The organism is Halodesulfovibrio sp., assembly GCF_025210605.1.
Taxonomy (GTDB): Bacteria; Desulfobacterota; Desulfovibrionia; order Desulfovibrionales; family Desulfovibrionaceae; genus Halodesulfovibrio.
The window spans coordinates 89,465-107,983 of sequence record NZ_JAOARI010000004.1 but is presented as its reverse complement, the minus strand read 5'-3'; the positions used below and the strand labels follow the sequence as shown (position 1 = coordinate 107,983).

The window sequence follows — 18,519 nt, the reverse complement described above, 5'->3', positions numbered from 1 at the left end:
CAATTTTCATAAAAACTCATCATTTTTACCTACACAATGTATTCGTTTCCATTAACAGCAAAAAATATTAACTGAATACATTTTACAGTAAAATGCTCGATATTTTTTTATGATGAATGACACTTTATACTGTTTAACACATGTTATAAAAATCCAAGTGCTATTTTTTCTCCATTCCCAACCAGCTTCATTACGTTATATTTTTTATACAAAGAGCACATTTCACACAAAAAGTATCATTGTTAACACACATTCGTAACATTTCTGACACAGATTTTACTGTAGGCTAAAAAATTTTTTGCCTCCCCTATTGTCTAAACCGGTTACATCCACTATGAGAAGCGGAGAAAAGGTTGTCGAGTTTTTTGTTTAATGATGTATCACGTACTTTATCTATAGTACGACTGCTTAGCTTTATGCTGGAGAACCACATGAAAAAGATTATGTTGCTTGTTGCCATGGCATTTTTAGTAATGTCTGTTCCTGCTCTTGCTGCAAACGACTGCACCAACCGAGGTGGTCTGGATATGAACTACTGCGATGAGGATAAAGACCTTGTTGCAGACCTCAAGCCTGCTGGCGAATGTAAAGATCCGAGCACACTGGTTTTCACCTACACCCCTGTAGAAGACCCTGCTGTGTACAAAGACGCTTTTGCTGATTTTCAGGAGTACCTTGAAGAAGCGACTGGTAAGCGTGTAATTTACTACACTGTACAGTCCAACGCTGCTGAAGTTGAAGCCATGCGTTCCGGTAAACTCCATATTGCCGGATTCTCAACCGGTCCTACTGGTTTTGCTGTTAACCTCGCAGGCTACATTCCTATTGCTGTAAAAGGCTACCCTGAAGGATTCCAAGGCTACAACCTTATCGTAGTTGTACCAAACGACAGCCCAATTCAATCTTTGGCTGATCTTAAAGGTAAAAAAGTAGCGCACACTTCCGCTTCTTCCAACTCCGGTAACCTTGCTCCACGCGCCATCTTCCCTAACGAAGGCATTACACCAGACAAAGACTACACAGTTGTTTACTCCGGTAAGCATGACCAGTCTATTCTCGGCGTAGTTCATGGTGACTACGATGCAGCACCTGTTGCATCTGACGTATATGACCGCATGGTAGCAGCTGGTCGCGTTAAAGCAGACGCACTTCGCGTTATCTACCGCAGCCCTAAGTTCCCGACATCTTCATTCGGTTACTCAAACCAGCTTTGTGCTCCACTGGCACAAAAAATCATCGGCGCATTCAGCACGTACCGATTCCCTGCTTCCATGCAGAAATCATTTAAAGGTGCAGACCGATTCTACCCTGTTACCTATAAAGCAGACTGGAAAGTTATTCGTGACATCGCAGATGCAACCGGTACCAGTTATAATGCAGAAGGTCTGAAAAAAATGGCTGCTAAAGAAGCTGCTAAAAAAGCCAAAAAAGCTAAAAAGAAATAAGAGTGTTACGTGTCTGTTGAAAACACCATTAAGGGGAACGGGGCTGCCCGTTCCCTTTTAGTCAATAATTTGGAAAAGGAATACGTAAAAGGAAAACCTGTTCTTAAAGGTCTTTCTTTTGAAGTGTCTGGCGAAGAAACTGTCGGTATTATCGGCCCCTCCGGTACTGGTAAATCCACACTGCTACGCTGCATTAACCGCCTCATCGAACCGACAAAAGGCTCTATCACTGTAGCTGGTCACGATATGACCTCCTGCTCCGGCAAAGACTTGCGTATGGCGCGCCGCCACATCGGCATGGTATTTCAGGAATACAACCTTGTTGAGCGATTGACTGTTATCGAAAACGTGCTTTGCGGTCGCCTTGGGTACATTCCTGTCTGGCGCGCATGGCTGCGTAAATTTGATCAGGCTGACATTGATCGCGCATTCCAGCTTATCGACCATGTTGGTCTTAGTGAATTTGCAACGCAACGTGCGGATAGCCTTTCCGGCGGACAACGTCAGCGTGTCGGTATTGCCCGCGCGATGATGCAAAGTCCTGCCGTTATCATGGCGGATGAACCAACAAGTTCGCTTGATCCGAAAACGTCTGTTGAGATTATGGAACTGCTTAAAAAAGTGTCCACCACTGAGCACATCCCTGTACTTATCAATATTCATGATGTGAACCTTGCCAAACGATTCTGTGACCGCATTATCGGCATGAGCAAAGGCAAAATCATTTTTGATGGTCAGCCATGCGATCTAAAAGACAGCCACTTATCAGACATTTACGGTGGTGAGGATTGGCTCTCATGACCACGGCTACACATAGAAAATCACCCTTCAAGGCAAACATCCTGACACGGATTGGCTGGCTCGTTTTAGCTTGCTACGTGTTCTATGCCTTGAATGCTCTTGATTTTACATGGGAACGTTTTGTTCAAGGACTTGGGAACGGAGCAGATTTTCTTGCAGAAATGGTTCCTCCCAATTTTGAGCGCTGGAAACTGCTGGTAGAGAATTTAATTGAAACGGTTGAAATTGCAGTTATTGCATCCGCTTTCGGAATTGGTCTTTCTCTGCCTATCGGCATGTGTGCGGCAAGAAACCTTATGCCGGACTGGATAAGCTGGATTGCGCGTACTATCATTGCGGTATGCCGCTCTTTCCATCCAGTTATCTTTGCAATTCTTTTTGTTAAAGCTGTAGGTTTCGGTCCATTAGCAGGTATTCTTACACTGATATTCCTCTCTATCGGTTTTATCGGCAAACTTTTTGCTGAAGCCATTGAAGAGATTTCTCTCAAACCAGTTGAAGCCATGAAAGCTGCCGGTGCACCATTTATGAGCGTACTTATTTTTGCTGTACTTCCTCAGGTGTTCAACCGTTTTATCGGCTTTGCCACCTACCAGTTTGACGCAAACCTGCGTAACTCTACCATGGTTGGTATTGTTGGTGCTGGCGGTATCGGCGGTACGTTATTTGCTGCATTCCAACGCTTTGACTATGATTTCCTCGCCGCGATTCTTATTTCAATCGTTGCGCTTATCATGCTTAGCGAACTTCTTTCCGTAAAGATAAAGGCGATTTTCAATGACTGATACTATGACATGGGAACGATTTACTCCCGGGCAGCGCCTTGCCCGCTTTACGGTGTATCTTGGTGCAGTTTCCCTGTTTGTATTTTCCTTGAGCACCGTAGAGATTATTCCAGAATTTCTTTATGACGCGCCGTACCAGTTGCAGGATTTGTTTACCCGCATGTGGCCGATTGATTTTGCGTCATACACTCAGGAAAACATTCACGAAGCACTGATTGAAACACTGAATATTGCATCGCTCGGCACCATCCTTGCGTTGTTTTTAGCTGTGCCTGTTGCATTGCTTTCTGCAAACAACATCACCAAATCTCCGCTCCTTAACTGGTGTGGTAAATTTATTCTTGTTTCTTCCCGTACTGTAAACTCACTGGTTTGGGCTATTTTATTTGTAGCTATTTTTGGTCCCGGTGCACTTGCAGGAACCTTTGCTATCGGCTTCCGTTCCATTGGGTTCTGTGGCAAGCTGCTCGCAGAAGCGTTGGAAGAAGTGGACCATGGTCCTATTGAAGCGCTCCGTGCTGCCGGTGCTCCACCCGTCAGCATTTTGCTCAAAGGCTACTGGCCGCAGGTTGCTCCGGCGTTTTGGGGTTTAGCACTCTTTCGCTGGGATATTAATGTTCGTGAATCCTCTGTCATCGGTCTAGTAGGTGCAGGCGGTATTGGTGTTGCTCTCGATACTGCGCTCAACCTCTTCCGCTGGCAGCAAGTGGCACTTATCTTAATCTGCATTTTTACTATTGTTATTATTGCAGAAGTAGTTGTTACCAAGATTCGTCAGAACATTATTTAATGCGCTGCTTTTCCTGAGTACACAAGATAGAGGGCAAGCCATATTGCCCTCTTTTTTACGACTTTTTGGCAATAAAAAAGTCTAAGGAACGCTATTCTTCATGAGACCTTTTTCTACAATTCCTACGGATGTTAAACAAAACATCCGTTACATTCTTACAGATATTGATGACACGCTCACAGATGAAGGACGCCTGCGTGCAGAAGCATATGTAGCGCTAGAACAGTTACGCGAACGTGGCTACATTGTTATTCCAATTACAGGACGTCCTGCTGGATGGTGTGACCAGATTGCCCGCATGTGGCCAGTGGATGGCGTTGTGGGAGAGAACGGCGCATTTTACTTCCGCTATGACGATACTTCCAAAAAAATGATTCGTCGTTATGCCACAGCTCATAACCTGCGTGCCGAGAATAAGATAAAACTTGCAGAACTGGGAAAGCTTGTTCTTGAGCAGGTTCCCGGCTGTGCTATTTCCGCAGATCAGGCATACCGAGAGGCGGACATCGCCATTGACTTCTGTGAAGATGTTCCCGCGCTGCCCACAAACGACGTGCACAAAATTAAAGACCTTTGCACAGAAGCAGGCGCTACAGCAAAAATCAGTTCCATCCATGTAAATGCATGGTTTGGTGAGTATAATAAGCTTGGAATGTCTACATGTATCTTTAAAGAAGAGTTTGGCGTTGAGCTTGAAGCAATTCGAGATCAAGTAATTTACGCTGGCGATTCCCCCAACGATGCGCCAATGTTTGGATACTTTCCAAACTCTGTTGGCGTTGCAAATGTTTTAGAATTTGAAGATACCATTGAGCATAAGCCAACATGGATTACTGAAAAACGTGGCGGTGCCGGATTTGCTCAAATAGCCAGAGAACTTCTAAACTGTAAGTAACGAATGCTTTATCAAAATCATTAAAGCACTGTGATCCTGATAACACGGTCGCGCCCTTAACGTTACTTTTCCTTGCATCAAAACGCCCTCGGAAACAAACATCCGAGGGCGTTTTCTTCTATAATAAAATTAGCTACTGGAGATTCTTTGCAAGCCTGATTGGGCTTGTCTCCGCATAATCTTTTATAACAACAGCCTACCTACTGCAAACACGCACCTGCTACTCTTTTAAAACAAAAGGACCTTGCGACAAATAGTTTGTTTTTTCCGTTACAACTACTTCGTAAATCATATGCGTTTTGAAGTTGAGCGTCATGACCAATGTTTGAGCATATTCTTCACTGCGCCAAGTCAGAAGAAATATTTCATTATCAATTTGCACAGTGTCGAACTTGATTGTACTTGGATTCGCCATATCCTTACCGGATTCTACAGACAGTTTCATTGTATTCGGGTCAACAAACATAATGATGTTGGCTGCATTTTTAAATGGTCCTGTCTGCCACGTAAACGTGATAGTCTTCCCCACAAGATCGGCTGTTGTAATTTTTTTAACTACCGGCGCTGTTACAGCCGCCTCTTCTTCGTTCGTTTTTTTCCCATCAGATTCTGCATAACATGCGGTTGCAGAGACTATCATCAACACCATTGCTATAAGCAACCTTTTCATAGCCCACCTCGCCTATTGGTCAGTATTCAGAACCTTGTTAAATAACTCCGGTAATTCATTTCTGTCTTGCATTTCTTCATTTGTCAGTTCAATAGTAAACGAACCTTGCAACAGAAAATCACGCTTTGGCTCTACAATCACACCATACATTTTCATTGTTTTAAAATTGTAGGTAACAATCGCCTGAGACCCCGTAGTGTCTTCCCGCCACGAAACCTGTAGTATTTCACGTCCCACTTTAGTGCACGCATACTCTACTTCTTCACTTTTCCCTTTCAAATTGCCAGTTAACGCATGCCACCGCATTTTATTGGGCGAAAGAATATTTGTTTTATAGGATGCTCCCACAAAACTTCCGCGCCGCCATGTTTCAGTAAGCGTTTTCCCCACAAGATCTTCAGGCTGAATATCCACCTGCTGAGCCATACCGCAGGCAGTACTTTGCATAAAGAATAGCAAAAATAGCAGAATAGAAATTTTACGCATATCAACACCCGCTATGTCCGTTTCTGTCCGCAAACCAATTTATTCTATGGCAACCACTCCTTCAGACAACAGATTATGCCCTTGATCTACCCGTACCAAAAAACATCGTCTGGTATCAAAATCCATTGTGATAACATACGTTATGCCAAAATTTTCATCCCGCCATGTCATAAGTATCGTTTCAGGATTTACTGTAGAAATAAGATAATCTGCCGAACCGCTTGAGCTGCCCAGATTTCCACTAAGCCTCCACACAATATCTTTAGAAGAAATAAACTGCATTGTAATGCTGGAATCAGGAAATGCCCCGGTTTCCAGAGAGACAATTACCGTCTGCCCCACAAGTTCATCAGGCGCAATTCTCGAATCAAAAATTCCGCAAGCCGCCAATGTCGGCACAAGCAGCAAAAGGCAAAACACTCTTCGCATCATGAAAAAACCTCACTTGTGCGCATAAGTAACTGTCCAGCATAAAGGCAGAAGACAGGCTCATCCTGCCTCCTGCCCTATCAACACTACGCGGTAACCATACCTGCTGCTGAAGTACTCTCTCCGGAGGTTTTCTGATCTTCAGAGCTGTTCTTCTCAGGCATGGTATCATCCATTTCCTTCTTCATAGAGTCATCATGCTGCATCGTATCTGAGCCATGGTCTTTATGGTCAGTATCATGCTGATGCATTTGATCTTGCTGCATGGTTTCCTCTTTCATGCTTTCACCGGTATCAGGAGTCGCAGGCTGAGCACCCTGCTCCTGAGTGTCTGTTTTTCCAGTGTCCATTGTGCCGCTGTTTGTATCTTTTTGCATTTCTTGCTGAGTCTCTGGCGCTTTTGTATCAGTAGTTGGCTTATCGCTACCACAGCCAACCAACAGCAACGCCGCACAAATAACTAATAACAATCCGTAGTTTTTAAACATAGTGTCCCCCGTTGTAGATACGGTCTCTTTTATCGTCTTAAAGTGACATAAAAAAGATTCTATTAGAAAGTATAGGCACACAAAAATAATTTAGATTTAAGCACAAAATTACCTATCAAAAACTACTGCATTGTAATCTTTTACTGTTTTGAAAAAACTATAGAAAGAAACACGCTATTTTAATTTTCTACAATACAAAAACCCACCAACAGCTCACTTCTCTATACCTATCTTACTACAATACTAGAACATTTGATTATCCCACAATCAGGACAAGCCTTGACTTCAATGTTCTATTTCATAAAATGCCCGCCTGTTTTCGTGATAAAAACTTTTTTTCATTACCACACATCACTATATATAAAAAGGAATTACCATGTTCATTGTCTCCCTCACATACACTTGCAGCATTAATAAGATCGACGAGCACCTTGAAGCACACGTTGAATATTTGAAAAAACAGTACGCTGCTGGCAACTTTATTGCGTCTGGCAGAAAAGTTCCACGCACTGGCGGTGTTATCCTTGCTCGATTCGATTCTCGAGAGGAGCTGGACAAAGCCTTACAGCTCGACCCGTTTTACTTAGAAAACCTTGTCTCATATGATATTCAGGAATTCATCCCGACTATGGTCGGTGAAGGTCTTGAAGCGATGCGCGAAAACGCGTAACCAGCAGGTATGCCCTCAAAAGACAGCACTCCCAGAACGTTGGAGGAACACCGCTACCGGGTCAATACGCCATTCAACCAGAGAGGAAGAATGGTGCAGAACCCGTACGCTTTATTTTTTGGGTGAACTCAGGGCACAGCATACAAAAACTTACTATCTTTTCAGACGAACCGTAACCACTCCACTCACACAGACAAAAGAGAAGCATTATGGGACACATCATTGCGAAAGACATTTACAGAGAACTTGGAGAAAAGCTCGACGGCTCTATGGTGCGCATGCCGTGGAATAATGCTCTCAAGGATATGATTTCCTTTCTTTATACTCCGGCAGAAGCTGAACTCATTGTTGCGATGCCATACAGACCAGCTACACTTTCCCGTGTTGCAACACTCAGCGGTATTGAAGAAAAGAAATTGCGATATATGCTCGATGGGCTTTGCACCAAAGGGCTGGTATGTGACATTTGGAACGGTGAGCAATACGAATATATGGTAAGCCCTTTTATTGTCGGTTTCTTCGAATTCACCATGATGCGAACAGGGGCTGACCTTCCGCAAAAAAAATGGGCGGAACTATTTCAAGCGTACATGTTCGGCAACAAAGATTTTTTGCATGCTAACTTTGCAGATGGACAAGAAATTTCCGTCATGCGCGCTTTGCCATATGAAGAAACCGTTATTGCTGACCCGCATGTTGAAGTGCTTGATTACGAACGAGCAGCGGCGATCATCGATGAAAAATCATCCTTTGCAGTGAGCTTATGCTCTTGCCGTCACGAAAAACATCACCTTGGAGAACGCCAATGTGATGTACCGCTGGATACCTGCACCACCATGGGTGACGGTGCTGAAGTCATGATTAAAAATAAATTTGCCAGACGCTCCAGCAAAGAAGAAATGTTCGATATTCTCGCCCGTTCAAAAGATTTAGGATTCACTCTTACCGCAGACAATATCAAGCAAGATGTAGGATTCATGTGTCACTGTTGCGGCTGCTGCTGCAATTTAATGAATGGCATCAAAAAGAGTGGTTACACCAACATCCTTGTATCCTCTACTTTTGTTGCGACATGCAGTGCCGATGACTGTATCGGTTGCGGATTATGCGCAAAAGCTTGTCCGGTTGATGCCATAACCATGCAGGAACGCTTCGGTGCAGTGATAAACGGAAAGCGTCCTAAAAAAGTAGCCGTTATCGATACAGATATATGCCTTGGCTGCGGTGTATGTGCACTAAAATGCAAGCCAAAAGCACTGGTGCTGGAAAAATCCACCAAACGAGTTATCCACCCCGAAGACACATTTGAGCGTGTTATCCTTCAGTCATTAGAGCGCGACACATTGCAAAACCTACTTTTTGATAACCCGAACAGCAAAGCAGAAAATTTCATGCGGGCTGTACTCGGCGGCTTTTTAAAACTGCCTGCGGTTAAAAAAGGTATAATGAGTGACAAGCTGCGGTCACGTTTTTTACACGCGCTTCGAACATGTTCAGGAAGCTAATATTCCAGCTAGCAGCTAAAAAACCATAAAAAATAACGCCTCAAGAGCAGTGTGCAGCAACGCACGCTGCTCTTTTTGCATACTTCCATAACCCATTTAATTACCTGCATATAAAATCACACCATCTATTTTTCTTAGATTTGCATTATTATATTTCTCATTGAGAGCAATCAAACAATAAACGTAAACACGTCCTTATTTTCCTGTATTTACAACTCAATACTACAGTATCTAGATAGCAGGTCGTAGTATCACCTCTGTAACAAGGATTTCCCATGACGTGTCTTCGGAAAAACCATAAACGCTCTGTCTACTATGATAAGAGTGCAGGACAATATACAAAGTACTTCACACCCAAATTCGAATTAAAGCTCAAATATTGGCTCAGGCTACGCAAATATCCAGGGCTTAATTTCGCCTATATTGCTCGAAAACTTCAAGCACTTGGACTTAATACTCCTCAGATTATCGAAGCAGAAAAGTACAAAGTAGTTACTAGGGAAATTGCTGCCCCGACTTTGCGCGAATACTTACAAAATTCAAATGACCCTAACGTCTATGAACAATTTGTTGATGTGGTCGCCCGCATCCTCAATGCAGGAATTTCTTTCTTTGATTTTAATCAGGGAAACTTTTTATATAAAGATGGGCAATTTTACGTAATTGATTTGGAAGGATACACGGATTCCGTTTTTATTTCTCGCGGTAAGGCTGGCGTATTGTACCGTATTGAAAAAGACCTTGGCGCACCTTTTCGCAAAGAAATTGAGCGCCGCTGGGTTAACGAAACACTAGCTCAAAAGGTTTCGGGACTGTTCCAAAAACTGCGTGGCAAAAAATAGCTCATTGACGAAGGCTTCTGTTCGTCCTACCTGTTTCGAACAATGCCAAAGACACTTATTATTGCAGAAAAACCCTCAGTTGCCCGCGAAATTGCCCCGCATGTAAACGCGACCAACCGCAGGGAAGGATATTTAGAAGGAACCACCCACATTGTAAGTTGGGCGGTAGGACATCTTGTAGGTATTGCTGAACCGGAAGAACAGCATGAAGCATGGCAAGGACGCTGGAATATTCAGCAGCTGCCAATTATTCCTCCAAAATTTAAGCTTGCTGTTCTCAAAGAAGGACAACGGCAATACGCAGTTCTTAACCGCTTGCTGAACGACCAGAACGTCTCTGACATTGTTAACGCAACAGATGCCGGTCGTGAGGGGGAGCTTATCTTCCGTCGTATCTATCTTATGGCAGGATGCGACAAACCTGTTCAGCGTCTGTGGGCAAACGACATGACAGAAGAGGGGCTAAAAAAAAGTTTACGCTCTCTCATGCCTGACGCTAAAAAGCGTAATCTCGGGCTGGCTGCTTTTGCCAGAGCAGAGGCTGACTGGCTTATCGGGATGAATTTTTCACGTCTATTCACGGTGAAAGCCAATCGTCTGATATCTGTTGGTCGAGTCCAAACTCCAGTACTCAAACTGCTCTCCGACCGCCGAAGCGAGATCGAAGATTTTACGCCTAAAGATTACTGGACGGTTGAAGCAACCTTCTGCCGACCTGAAAAAGCGGCTTCCTCTAAAAAAACGGCAGAAGAAGATGCCAACGAACTTTCAACAGCAAACTGCTTTTCAGCTACGTATCATCTACCTGAAGATGAAAAAGAAACACGCATCAACTTTGAATCGCGAGCACACAAAGTTGCTGATGAGTGCAAGAACAAAGAAGGAAAGGTTGAAGGCGTAACCAGTCGCAAAGGTACTACAAAGCCACCATTACCGTTTGACCTCACCACTCTGCAACGCGAAGCAAACACGCGCTTTGGGCTTTCAGCAAAAGACACTCTCGCCATTGCACAGGCATTGTACGAGCAAAAAAAATTAATCACGTATCCGCGTACAGACTCGCGTCACCTGACAAAAGAGCTATTTGCTGAAATCCTTACCTACTTCCGCGCCATTTATCCGCTATATAAAGATGAAACGGTTCCGGCAGTCGACCGAATTAAAGATGGTAAAAAATTTCTTTGTGTTAATGACAAGAAAGTCACCGATCACCATGCAATAATTCCGACAGCGCGCAAAGCAAATATGCTCCAGCTCTCAGGCGACGAACAAAAAATTTATGACATGATCTGCCGCCGTTTTATTGCAGCCTTCAGTCAAGAAGCTATCTACCAGTCATCTACTGTCCGTGTCTTTGTTGGCGAACATCTGTTCATTGCCAAGGGCAAAGTATTTAAAGATAAGGGGTGGCTTGTCGTTGAACCGTGGCGTACGGCAAAAGACAACCCTTTGCCTTCGTTACGTAAAGGAACAACCGTTCATACAGAATCTATAGACACGGTAACCCGCCAAACGAAAGCACCTGCGCACTTTACGGATGCATCATTGCTTAGCGCCATGGAAACCGCAGGGAAATTTGTAGAAGACGATGAGCTTCGACTCGCTATGAAAGAACGAGGACTTGGAACCCCTGCAACACGGGCACAAGTTATTGAAACGCTTCTCTCGCGAAAATATATAGAGCGCAAAGGAAAAAAAATTCAAGCAACGAACTCCGGTCAAGAAGTTATCGAAGTTATTTCAGCTATGCTTCCGGATATTGTTTCTCCCGAAATGACAGGACAATGGGAGAAAAAACTTAAAGACATAGAAGGCGGCAAAGCCACCTACCCTGAGTTTATGCATTCCATTCGTCATCTTGTTGCGGGTGGTATTCATCATATTAAGGATAAAAGCGTTGCCCCTATCCTTCTTGCACGAAAAGCGAAAGAAGTGGGTGAACGCGAACCGGACGGAAAGTGTCCTCTATGTGGCGGTGAAATACTCGATATGGACAAACGCTATGCCTGTTCTAACTGGAAACGCGACGACGGCGGCTGTATGTTTGTTATCTGGAAAACAATGTTCGGGCGTACACTGGAGAAGTCTATCGTTGATGAACTCTTGCATGCAGGACGCACTGCAGAACCTCTCGATCTTGTCTCCAAAGCGGGCAAAGAGTATTCCGCACATTTGAAAATTGAACTTGGTCAAGTAAAGCTTGAATTTGCCAACTCTCCGCGCCCGCAAAGTCAATGGTCAGGCTCAACCTCCCAAGATGCTATACCATACGACATTGCGCCGGAAGACATGCCGCCTCCGGCACCACTTCCTCATGAGCTTGAGAGTAGCTCCACACAACCTGCCCCAAGTATCGTTATCGAGCCTGCACAGCCAAGCGACTCTGCCGACAACAATACGAATAAGTAAGAAACCTTTTCTTAATAAAATGACGTGCCCTGAACAAATCTAGCTGTAAGGCAAAGCTGGCTGCCTCAGTGCCAAACTTTTTCAGACGTAAGACCATGCACCATTTATTCAGCTCTTCGAACGTAATATTTTTTTAGATTCGAGTTCAGTCTGCGCGTAGCGTAAATACATTTCTCATAATAAGCCCGCTTTGTAGCGGGCTTTTCGTATTTCGTGCTCAAAAAAAGTCAAACAATACTAGTGATAAGCCATATCTTATGTACTTTAAAGTTGTAACAAAAGGTCACAGTACCTCCCAACAGGTGAATAAAGTTAGGAAAAGCTATTTTTCTGCTTTACAAGCAATCTTGCTTTCTGTAAATAGTAACCATTCCTAATACAGGAATACATCAATCACACGGAGTCATTCATGAGTAAAACTGCTGAAAACTTAATGGCGGCATTTGCCGGTGAATCACAAGCAAACCGTAAGTACCTTGCATATGCTGCAAAAGCTGAAAAAGAAGGCTATCCGCAAGTTGCTAAGCTCTTCCGCGCAGCGGCTGATGCTGAAACTATTCACGCACATGCACACCTCCGCAACGCTGGAAAAATTGGTTCAACTTGCGAAAATCTGAAAGATGCCATCGCAGGTGAGACTCATGAATTCAAAAATATGTATCCAGAAATGATAAAGGATGCTGAAGCCGAAGGCGAAAAAGCAGCTCTGCGTTTCTTCACCTATGCCAATAAAGCGGAAGAAGTACATGCCGAACTATATCAAAAAATGATGGAAACAATCGATAACCCCGTAGAAACCGACTACTACAATTGTTCCGTTTGCGGCTACACACACGAAGGGCCGTTTGAAGGTGATAAGTGTCCTATTTGTAACGCATCCCCTTCAGCGTTTTACAAAGTGGACTAATACTTGTCTCGCTGCTGACAAGCTCACGCAAGATTTGGAGTATCAAAGCCAAAAGCCTCCGCTCTTGAAGCAACGTCCAAGCTTTTGCACTTTGTACTTTCATCTTGCACCGCTGCTGCGAAAAACTTTTGTTCAAAACGGAAATAGCCGGTTCTACCTGTTTGCTGGAAAACCCTGCCTGCCAGACGCCTAACGGGTGCTATGCACTCTAAGCAAGCGAGGGTTTTCCAGCAAACTTTGTTTTACCGTGGCACACATCAGTATATAGAGCCTTGTTATGCACAAGCGCCTTTGCAAAAAAATTTTGAATAAAAAAATTAATTTTTTACTTTACAAAATTATTCGTGTTCTATAAATAGTAATCATTCCTGTTAAGGAAGATTCAAAACAACAACAAAACACACTTGTGGAGAGAATAATGTCCAAGACTCTTGAAAATCTTATGGCTGCTTTTGCTGGTGAATCTCAGGCTAACCGCAAATACCTCGCTTACGCTAAAAAAGCTGAAAAAGAAGGTTACACTCAGGTTGCAAAGCTTTTCCGCGCTGCTGCTGACGCAGAAACTATCCATGCACATGCACACCTCCGCAATGCTGGCAAAATCGGTGATACTCTTGCAAACCTCAAAGACGCTATTGCTGGCGAAACCTTTGAGTTTGAAAAAATGTACCCTGCAATGATTACAGAAGCTGAAAGCGAAGGCGAAAAAGTTGCAGCACGCTACTTCGGCTTTGCAAACAAAGCAGAAGCAGTACACGCAGAACTTTACACTAAAGCTCTCGAGAACATCGAAAACCCAGTAGAAGTTGATTACTACAACTGTTCTGTTTGTGGTCACACACATGAAGGCCCAACAGAAGAAAAATGTCCAATTTGTGGTGCTTCAGCATCTGCATACTACAAAGTAGACTAGTATTTTTTTAGACTGGAGCTGTTCCGGTCCTTGTAAAAAAGAGCGCAATCCCCTCTTTATCATCATGATAAAGAGGGGATTTTTTATTAACGTTAGTCTCGTCTCGCCTTATCGTATCGTGCGAAGTTCAACATCTAGCAAGCTGACGCTAAGAAAGCCATCCCCTTGCGAGCAACAATGCTTTACTCTATTATTACACAAGATAGTTATGGTGGTATTACATATCCGATGCAATTGCTGTATTGCTCCATATGGTAGCTAGCCCAAAATACAGCACTCTTTGTTCAACTCAGCTTGTTATAAAAGGAAATTCTCTTGCGATACAGAAACACACAGCAGCTTGTTGATGATCTGGAACAAAGCGGACAACTTATCCGCATTCACGAGGAAGTTGATCCGCATTTGCAAGTAGCTGAAATCCAGCGGCGTGCGTTTCGCGCAAAAGCACCTGCCCTTATGTTTACCAACGTAAAAGGAACCAAGTTCCCGATGGTATGCAACCTTTTTGGCACAATGGAGAGAACTCGCTGGATATTCCGCGACACACTCCGCGCTCTGGAAGGTATCTTCAAGCTGAAAGTTGATCCTCTTGATCTACTAAAACGTCCATGGCGATACACTGGGGTTCCACGCGCCGGACTTTGCACCTTGCCTAAAAAGGTAAAGACAGGTCCAATCATGGAAAACACCACCACGGTCAGCCAGCTTCCACAATTACATTCATGGCCAATGGACGGGGGCGGATATGTTACCCTGCCGCAAGTTTACACAGAAAGCCCTGACAAACCAGGGTTCATGAATTCGAACATTGGCATGTATCGCGTACAGCTCACTGGTGCGCCCTTTGAAAAAGACAAAGAAATCGGGCTGCACTACCAGATTCATCGCGGCATAGGCTATCACCATTCCGAAGCACTCCGCCGCAACGAACCACTTAAAGTGAATATTTTTGTCGGTGGACCTCCGGCAATGACAATGGCAGCGGTTATGCCCCTTCCTGAAGGTATTGCCGAACTAATTTTTGCCGGAGCATTAGGTGGCTTCCGTATGCCGATGGTCACCCGCAAAAACCACCTGCCAATCATGGCGGAAGCTGATTTTTGTATCAGCGGTACAGTCTATCCGGGTGAACAGAAACCTGAAGGTCCTTTTGGAGATCATCTCGGATATTACAGCCTCGCACATGACTTCCCACTTATGCGCGTAGACAACGTCTACCACCGCAACGATGCAATATGGCCTTTCACTACCGTTGGACGCCCGCCGCAAGAAGACACTGTATTCGGTGAATTTATTCATGATCTTACCACTGAACTTGTGCCGACCGTTTTCAATGGGGTACACGAAGTACATGCAGTTGACCCAGCCGGAGTTCACCCCCTTCTTCTTGCCATAGGCAGCGAACGATACGTGCCATATGCTGAAGAACGTCAGCCGCAAGAGCTTATTACCTGCGGTATGTCTCTGCTTGGAAATACACAAACCTCGTTATCAAAATACGCAATCCTTGCAGCCAAAGAAGATAATCCGGGGTTGACTACGCACAGCTATAAAGACTTCTTCACGCATATGCTTGAACGTACCGATTTTAAGCGTGACCTCCATTTCATTACCCGAAGCACCATTGATACACTCGACTATTCCGGCACAGGTCTTAACCAAGGCTCTAAATTGCTTTGGACAGCCTGCGGTTCTGTAAAACGCACTCTCGGTTCTACACTTCCAGCACACTTCACTCTGCCGGAAGGCTTTACTGATGCAAAAATGCTCATGTCCGGTATCGTTGTTGTAAAAGGACCAAAGCATGCTGCAAGCCGTGATGAGCACGATAATGCCATGTTCCGCCTTGCCGAGCATCTTGATAATATCGGACAGCTCGATTCTATTCCGCTTGTGGTCGTTGCGGATGATGCTCAATTTACAGCAGCAAATTGGGATAATTTCCTTTGGGTAACCTTTACCCGTTCCGACCCTGCAACTGATATTTACGGTGCTGGTGCATTTACCCATTGCAAACATTGGGGCTGCACAGGACCTCTTATTATTGATGCCCGCCTTAAATCATTCCATGCGCCTGCGCTGGAAGAAGCTCCTGATGTAACCCGCTCTGTCGATGCAATGGCTGCCAAAGGTGGCTGTCTGCATAATATCATCTAACAACAAAGCCTGCGGCAACATACACCGCAGGCTTTTATTTTACGTTTCGATATTTCTAAGTACTTCCCTTTTACGAAAATTATACTTCCAGCTTCTCCTCAGTGTGGTAGTGGGTAATCTCATCCGCAAACTCATAGCGATATGCCGTGTAAGATATAACCAGCTTCGTGAAAAGGGGATTCATAATGCCTACATCCGACCCTCGCAATACACTTTCAGACCACCAACTGCTTGTCAGTGCTTCAACAAACTCTTCCAGCACTAAATCTCCTCTTTCTTTATATGCTACAAAGATGCGTAGAGAAGGTATGCCCGCCAAGGTCATAGACTTATTTACGAGCTATTTCAAAGACGTTGCAGAATTAAAGACAGGGCATATTCCTGAACAAGACATTTCTCCGGTCAACGAATCTCAGATAAAAACCATTCAAGAACTGAAACAATATGAAAATGTCGGAAAAGCTATTGCACGGCAGGCTGTTGCTATAAAATTGAATGGGGGGCTGGGAACAAGCATGGGAATGCAGTTTGCCAAATCGCTGCTTCCGGTCAAAGATCACCTTTCTTTTCTGGATATTACCATTAAGCAAGCGACAGCTATGCAGAACCAATACGGCGGTTCACTTCCCCTTGTCTTAATGAACAGTGACAGTACCCATAAAGATACTCTGAATGAATTACGCCATATGGCAGGGCTATCCCAACTTCCACTCTGCTTTATTCAGCACAAATTTCCTAAAGTACGGCAAGATACACTCATGCCGGTAGAATATCCAGAAAACCCTGAATATGAGTGGAACCCTCCGGGGCATGGAGATATTTTTGCGTCACTCTACCTTTCTGGCGTACTGGATACTCTGCTCAGACAAGGGCGTAAATATGCACTTATATCCAACATAGACAATCTCGGTGCCACACTTGATATGCGGATACTGGGCTACATAGCACAAGAGCAAGTCCCGTTTCTTATGGAAGTAACTAAGCGCACTGTAAATGACAGCAAAGGCGGGCATCTTGCCAGACATGCTGATGGCAATCTCATTTTACGAGAACTCAGCCAATGTCCTGATTGCGATATCGAAGAATTTCAAAATATTCAGCGGCATAAACTTTTCAATACAAACAATATTTGGATAAATTTAGTAGCACTGAAAAGTACTATTCAACAACAAGGATTACCTAAACTTCCGCTCATTCTTAATCCAAAGCATGTTAATCCTCACGACAAAAATTCCACACCGGTTTACCAAATTGAAACGGCTATGGGTGCTGCCATTTCACACTTTGCAGGAGCACAAGCCATCATCACTTCCCGCGACAGATTTATTCCTGTCAAACGCACCGATGATCTTCTGAAAGTCATGTCCGACTACTACCAGCTCGACTCCTCAGGTGTTCTCAAATTAAATGAAGCCAACCGTACGCAAAATCTTCAAGTCCATCTTGACCCACGATACTACAGCAACTTTGACAATATATATGACAAGTTTAAGGAAGGCGTCCCTTCTCTAGCTTCATGCACTAAATTGGAAGTGTATGGGGATATAATTTTTAATCCTTCTATTTCTCTACAAGGTGATGTGAATATAGATAACAAGACAGGAAACATTTTAATGTTACCTGAGCACCTTACACTAAAAGGACTTGTTGATATTAAATAACTTGGTGCGCTGTCCCACTCTCTTATGTCTAATAATTTTTTGCACACAGTAATTTTTGATAAGTAATTTTTATTTCGGACTCAGCACATTCCGAAGATACACCCCCGAGACACATTGGAGGTTCTTCTGTATGCCGCAAGTAGCCGCACGTATTACAACCGAACAAGAAAAATGGTTGAAAGATTACTTCCGCACCAAAAGTGCCGGAGCTGAATTTATTCTGCCGTGGGTCGTCGATACCTTTTTCCGTGCAATCACAACAATCAAGCACTGTTTTTCTGACAGCGAACTTGCGCTCATCATCTCTGCACACAAAAACTTACGGATTCAACCGAACAACTCCAGTAAAGATTATTTACGGCTACGTATTGCGGAAGCATGTGATACAAAAGACCTGCACAATGTCTACGGTCTTAGCAGAGACGCTCTGGATGCAAAATTAAACAAACTCAGCAATACTGATGCAACTGCGCTTATGGTCTGGGCAGCGGCTTTCTGGGTAAGTAAAAACTGTTCTGCCGACAATATTTCGGAATATATAAGCCAGTACTGAACCATTCAAACTTACTTGAATATCCCCTGCACGAAGACATTCATACAAAATAGCAGTTAGTTTGATCTGCATAGCCAAATGCGAAGGCAATGTCTGATAGAATATAAAAAAAG

The 18,519-nt window shown here is 43.9% G+C and carries 18 protein-coding genes; 14 read left to right on the top strand and 4 right to left on the bottom strand.

Annotation, left to right across the window (positions count from 1 at the left end; translation table 11 throughout):
• Positions 1 to 431 precede the first annotated feature (431 nt).
• The 5 genes from phnD (at position 432) to N4A56_RS02165 (ending at position 4,716) form a co-directional block, all read left to right on the top strand.
• Positions 432 to 1,445: a phosphate/phosphite/phosphonate ABC transporter substrate-binding protein gene (phnD, locus tag N4A56_RS02185; RefSeq protein ID WP_295544756.1), complete on the top strand. Its 1,014-nt coding sequence runs from the start codon at positions 432 to 434 to the stop codon at positions 1,443 to 1,445.
• A gap of 9 nt (positions 1,446 to 1,454) precedes the next feature.
• On the top strand, positions 1,455 to 2,246 hold the full coding sequence (gene phnC / locus N4A56_RS02180) for a phosphonate ABC transporter ATP-binding protein (RefSeq protein WP_293668683.1): 792 nt from the start codon (positions 1,455 to 1,457) through the stop codon (positions 2,244 to 2,246).
• A complete protein-coding gene (gene phnE / locus N4A56_RS02175; RefSeq protein ID WP_293668685.1) occupies positions 2,243 to 3,031 on the top strand; it encodes a phosphonate ABC transporter, permease protein PhnE in 789 nt (262 codons plus the stop codon). The genes phnC and phnE (N4A56_RS02175) overlap by 4 nt, the downstream gene beginning before the upstream one ends.
• Positions 3,024 to 3,821 (top strand): phosphonate ABC transporter, permease protein PhnE, encoded by a 798-nt coding sequence (gene phnE, locus N4A56_RS02170; protein WP_293668687.1) that lies wholly within the window; start codon positions 3,024 to 3,026, stop codon positions 3,819 to 3,821. The genes phnE (N4A56_RS02175) and phnE (N4A56_RS02170) overlap by 8 nt, the downstream gene beginning before the upstream one ends.
• A 100-nt stretch (positions 3,822 to 3,921) precedes the next feature.
• Positions 3,922 to 4,716: an HAD-IIB family hydrolase gene (locus N4A56_RS02165; RefSeq protein ID WP_295544753.1), complete on the top strand. Its 795-nt coding sequence runs from the start codon at positions 3,922 to 3,924 to the stop codon at positions 4,714 to 4,716.
• A 220-nt stretch (positions 4,717 to 4,936) separates the two neighbouring features.
• Here the strand turns inward: N4A56_RS02165 and N4A56_RS02160 are convergent, their stop codons facing one another.
• The 4 genes from N4A56_RS02160 to N4A56_RS02145 all read right to left on the bottom strand — a co-directional run bounded on the left by N4A56_RS02160 (position 4,937) and on the right by N4A56_RS02145 (position 6,789).
• Positions 4,937 to 5,386, bottom strand: coding sequence for a hypothetical protein (locus N4A56_RS02160; protein ID WP_293668690.1), 450 nt, complete (start codon positions 5,384 to 5,386; stop codon positions 4,937 to 4,939).
• 12 nt (positions 5,387 to 5,398) lie between these two features.
• Positions 5,399 to 5,872: a MoaF C-terminal domain-containing protein gene (locus N4A56_RS02155; protein WP_293668691.1), complete on the bottom strand. Its 474-nt coding sequence runs from the start codon at positions 5,870 to 5,872 to the stop codon at positions 5,399 to 5,401.
• Positions 5,873 to 5,911: 39 nt separating this feature from the next.
• Positions 5,912 to 6,304 carry a MoaF N-terminal domain-containing protein gene (locus tag N4A56_RS02150; RefSeq protein ID WP_293668693.1) on the bottom strand — a complete coding sequence of 131 codons (393 nt, stop codon included), beginning with the start codon at positions 6,302 to 6,304 and terminating at the stop codon, positions 5,912 to 5,914.
• A gap of 83 nt (positions 6,305 to 6,387) precedes the next feature.
• Positions 6,388 to 6,789: a hypothetical protein gene (locus N4A56_RS02145; protein WP_293668694.1), complete on the bottom strand. Its 402-nt coding sequence runs from the start codon at positions 6,787 to 6,789 to the stop codon at positions 6,388 to 6,390.
• Positions 6,790 to 7,165: 376 nt separating this feature from the next.
• Here N4A56_RS02145 and N4A56_RS02140 point away from each other — a divergent pair, with 376 nt between their 5' ends.
• The 9 genes from N4A56_RS02140 to N4A56_RS02100 all read left to right on the top strand — a co-directional run bounded on the left by N4A56_RS02140 (position 7,166) and on the right by N4A56_RS02100 (position 18,406).
• The gene (locus N4A56_RS02140) at positions 7,166 to 7,459 is read left to right on the top strand and encodes a YciI family protein (protein ID WP_295544749.1); all 294 of its coding nucleotides are present in this window, start codon (positions 7,166 to 7,168) and stop codon (positions 7,457 to 7,459) included.
• Positions 7,460 to 7,668: 209 nt separating this feature from the next.
• Entirely contained in the window at positions 7,669 to 8,964 is a 1,296-nt protein-coding gene (locus tag N4A56_RS02135; protein WP_295544748.1) for a 4Fe-4S dicluster domain-containing protein, read from the top strand.
• A 275-nt stretch (positions 8,965 to 9,239) separates the two neighbouring features.
• Complete coding sequence (locus tag N4A56_RS02130) at positions 9,240 to 9,806, top strand: RIO1 family regulatory kinase/ATPase (protein WP_295544746.1); 567 nt, start codon at positions 9,240 to 9,242, stop codon at positions 9,804 to 9,806.
• Positions 9,807 to 9,848: 42 nt separating this feature from the next.
• Positions 9,849 to 12,215 (top strand): type IA DNA topoisomerase, encoded by a 2,367-nt coding sequence (locus tag N4A56_RS02125; RefSeq protein WP_295544744.1) that lies wholly within the window; start codon positions 9,849 to 9,851, stop codon positions 12,213 to 12,215.
• Between the two features lie 409 nt (positions 12,216 to 12,624).
• A complete protein-coding gene (locus N4A56_RS02120; protein WP_295544742.1) occupies positions 12,625 to 13,122 on the top strand; it encodes a rubrerythrin family protein in 498 nt (165 codons plus the stop codon).
• 418 nt (positions 13,123 to 13,540) lie between these two features.
• Complete coding sequence (locus N4A56_RS02115; protein ID WP_293668702.1) at positions 13,541 to 14,035, top strand: rubrerythrin family protein; 495 nt, start codon at positions 13,541 to 13,543, stop codon at positions 14,033 to 14,035.
• A gap of 315 nt (positions 14,036 to 14,350) precedes the next feature.
• Positions 14,351 to 16,192 carry a UbiD family decarboxylase gene (locus N4A56_RS02110; RefSeq protein ID WP_295544741.1) on the top strand — a complete coding sequence of 614 codons (1,842 nt, stop codon included), beginning with the start codon at positions 14,351 to 14,353 and terminating at the stop codon, positions 16,190 to 16,192.
• A 185-nt stretch (positions 16,193 to 16,377) separates the two neighbouring features.
• A complete protein-coding gene (locus N4A56_RS02105) occupies positions 16,378 to 17,853 on the top strand; it encodes a UTP--glucose-1-phosphate uridylyltransferase (protein WP_295544740.1) in 1,476 nt (491 codons plus the stop codon).
• A gap of 130 nt (positions 17,854 to 17,983) precedes the next feature.
• Positions 17,984 to 18,406, top strand: coding sequence for a hypothetical protein (locus tag N4A56_RS02100; protein ID WP_295544739.1), 423 nt, complete (start codon positions 17,984 to 17,986; stop codon positions 18,404 to 18,406).
• The last annotated feature ends 113 nt before the right edge of the window (positions 18,407 to 18,519 follow it).

Bases quoted from the DNA above. Each gene is read 5' to 3' on its own strand.
- phnD (WP_295544756.1), top strand. From the start codon at position 432: ATGAAAAAGATTATGTTGCTTGTTGCCATGGCATTTTTAGTAATGTCT.
- phnE (WP_293668685.1), top strand. From the start codon at position 2,243: ATGACCACGGCTACACATAGAAAATCACCCTTCAAGGCAAACATCCTG.
- phnE (WP_293668687.1), top strand. From the start codon at position 3,024: ATGACTGATACTATGACATGGGAACGATTTACTCCCGGGCAGCGCCTT.
- N4A56_RS02165 (WP_295544753.1), top strand. From the start codon at position 3,922: ATGAGACCTTTTTCTACAATTCCTACGGATGTTAAACAAAACATCCGT.
- N4A56_RS02160 (WP_293668690.1), bottom strand. From the start codon at position 5,386: ATGAAAAGGTTGCTTATAGCAATGGTGTTGATGATAGTCTCTGCAACC.
- N4A56_RS02155 (WP_293668691.1), bottom strand. From the start codon at position 5,872: ATGCGTAAAATTTCTATTCTGCTATTTTTGCTATTCTTTATGCAAAGT.
- N4A56_RS02150 (WP_293668693.1), bottom strand. From the start codon at position 6,304: ATGATGCGAAGAGTGTTTTGCCTTTTGCTGCTTGTGCCGACATTGGCG.
- N4A56_RS02145 (WP_293668694.1), bottom strand. From the start codon at position 6,789: ATGTTTAAAAACTACGGATTGTTATTAGTTATTTGTGCGGCGTTGCTG.
- N4A56_RS02140 (WP_295544749.1), top strand. From the start codon at position 7,166: ATGTTCATTGTCTCCCTCACATACACTTGCAGCATTAATAAGATCGAC.
- N4A56_RS02135 (WP_295544748.1), top strand. From the start codon at position 7,669: ATGGGACACATCATTGCGAAAGACATTTACAGAGAACTTGGAGAAAAG.
- N4A56_RS02130 (WP_295544746.1), top strand. From the start codon at position 9,240: ATGACGTGTCTTCGGAAAAACCATAAACGCTCTGTCTACTATGATAAG.
- N4A56_RS02125 (WP_295544744.1), top strand. From the start codon at position 9,849: ATGCCAAAGACACTTATTATTGCAGAAAAACCCTCAGTTGCCCGCGAA.
- N4A56_RS02120 (WP_295544742.1), top strand. From the start codon at position 12,625: ATGAGTAAAACTGCTGAAAACTTAATGGCGGCATTTGCCGGTGAATCA.
- N4A56_RS02115 (WP_293668702.1), top strand. From the start codon at position 13,541: ATGTCCAAGACTCTTGAAAATCTTATGGCTGCTTTTGCTGGTGAATCT.
- N4A56_RS02105 (WP_295544740.1), top strand. From the start codon at position 16,378: ATGCCTACATCCGACCCTCGCAATACACTTTCAGACCACCAACTGCTT.
- N4A56_RS02100 (WP_295544739.1), top strand. From the start codon at position 17,984: ATGCCGCAAGTAGCCGCACGTATTACAACCGAACAAGAAAAATGGTTG.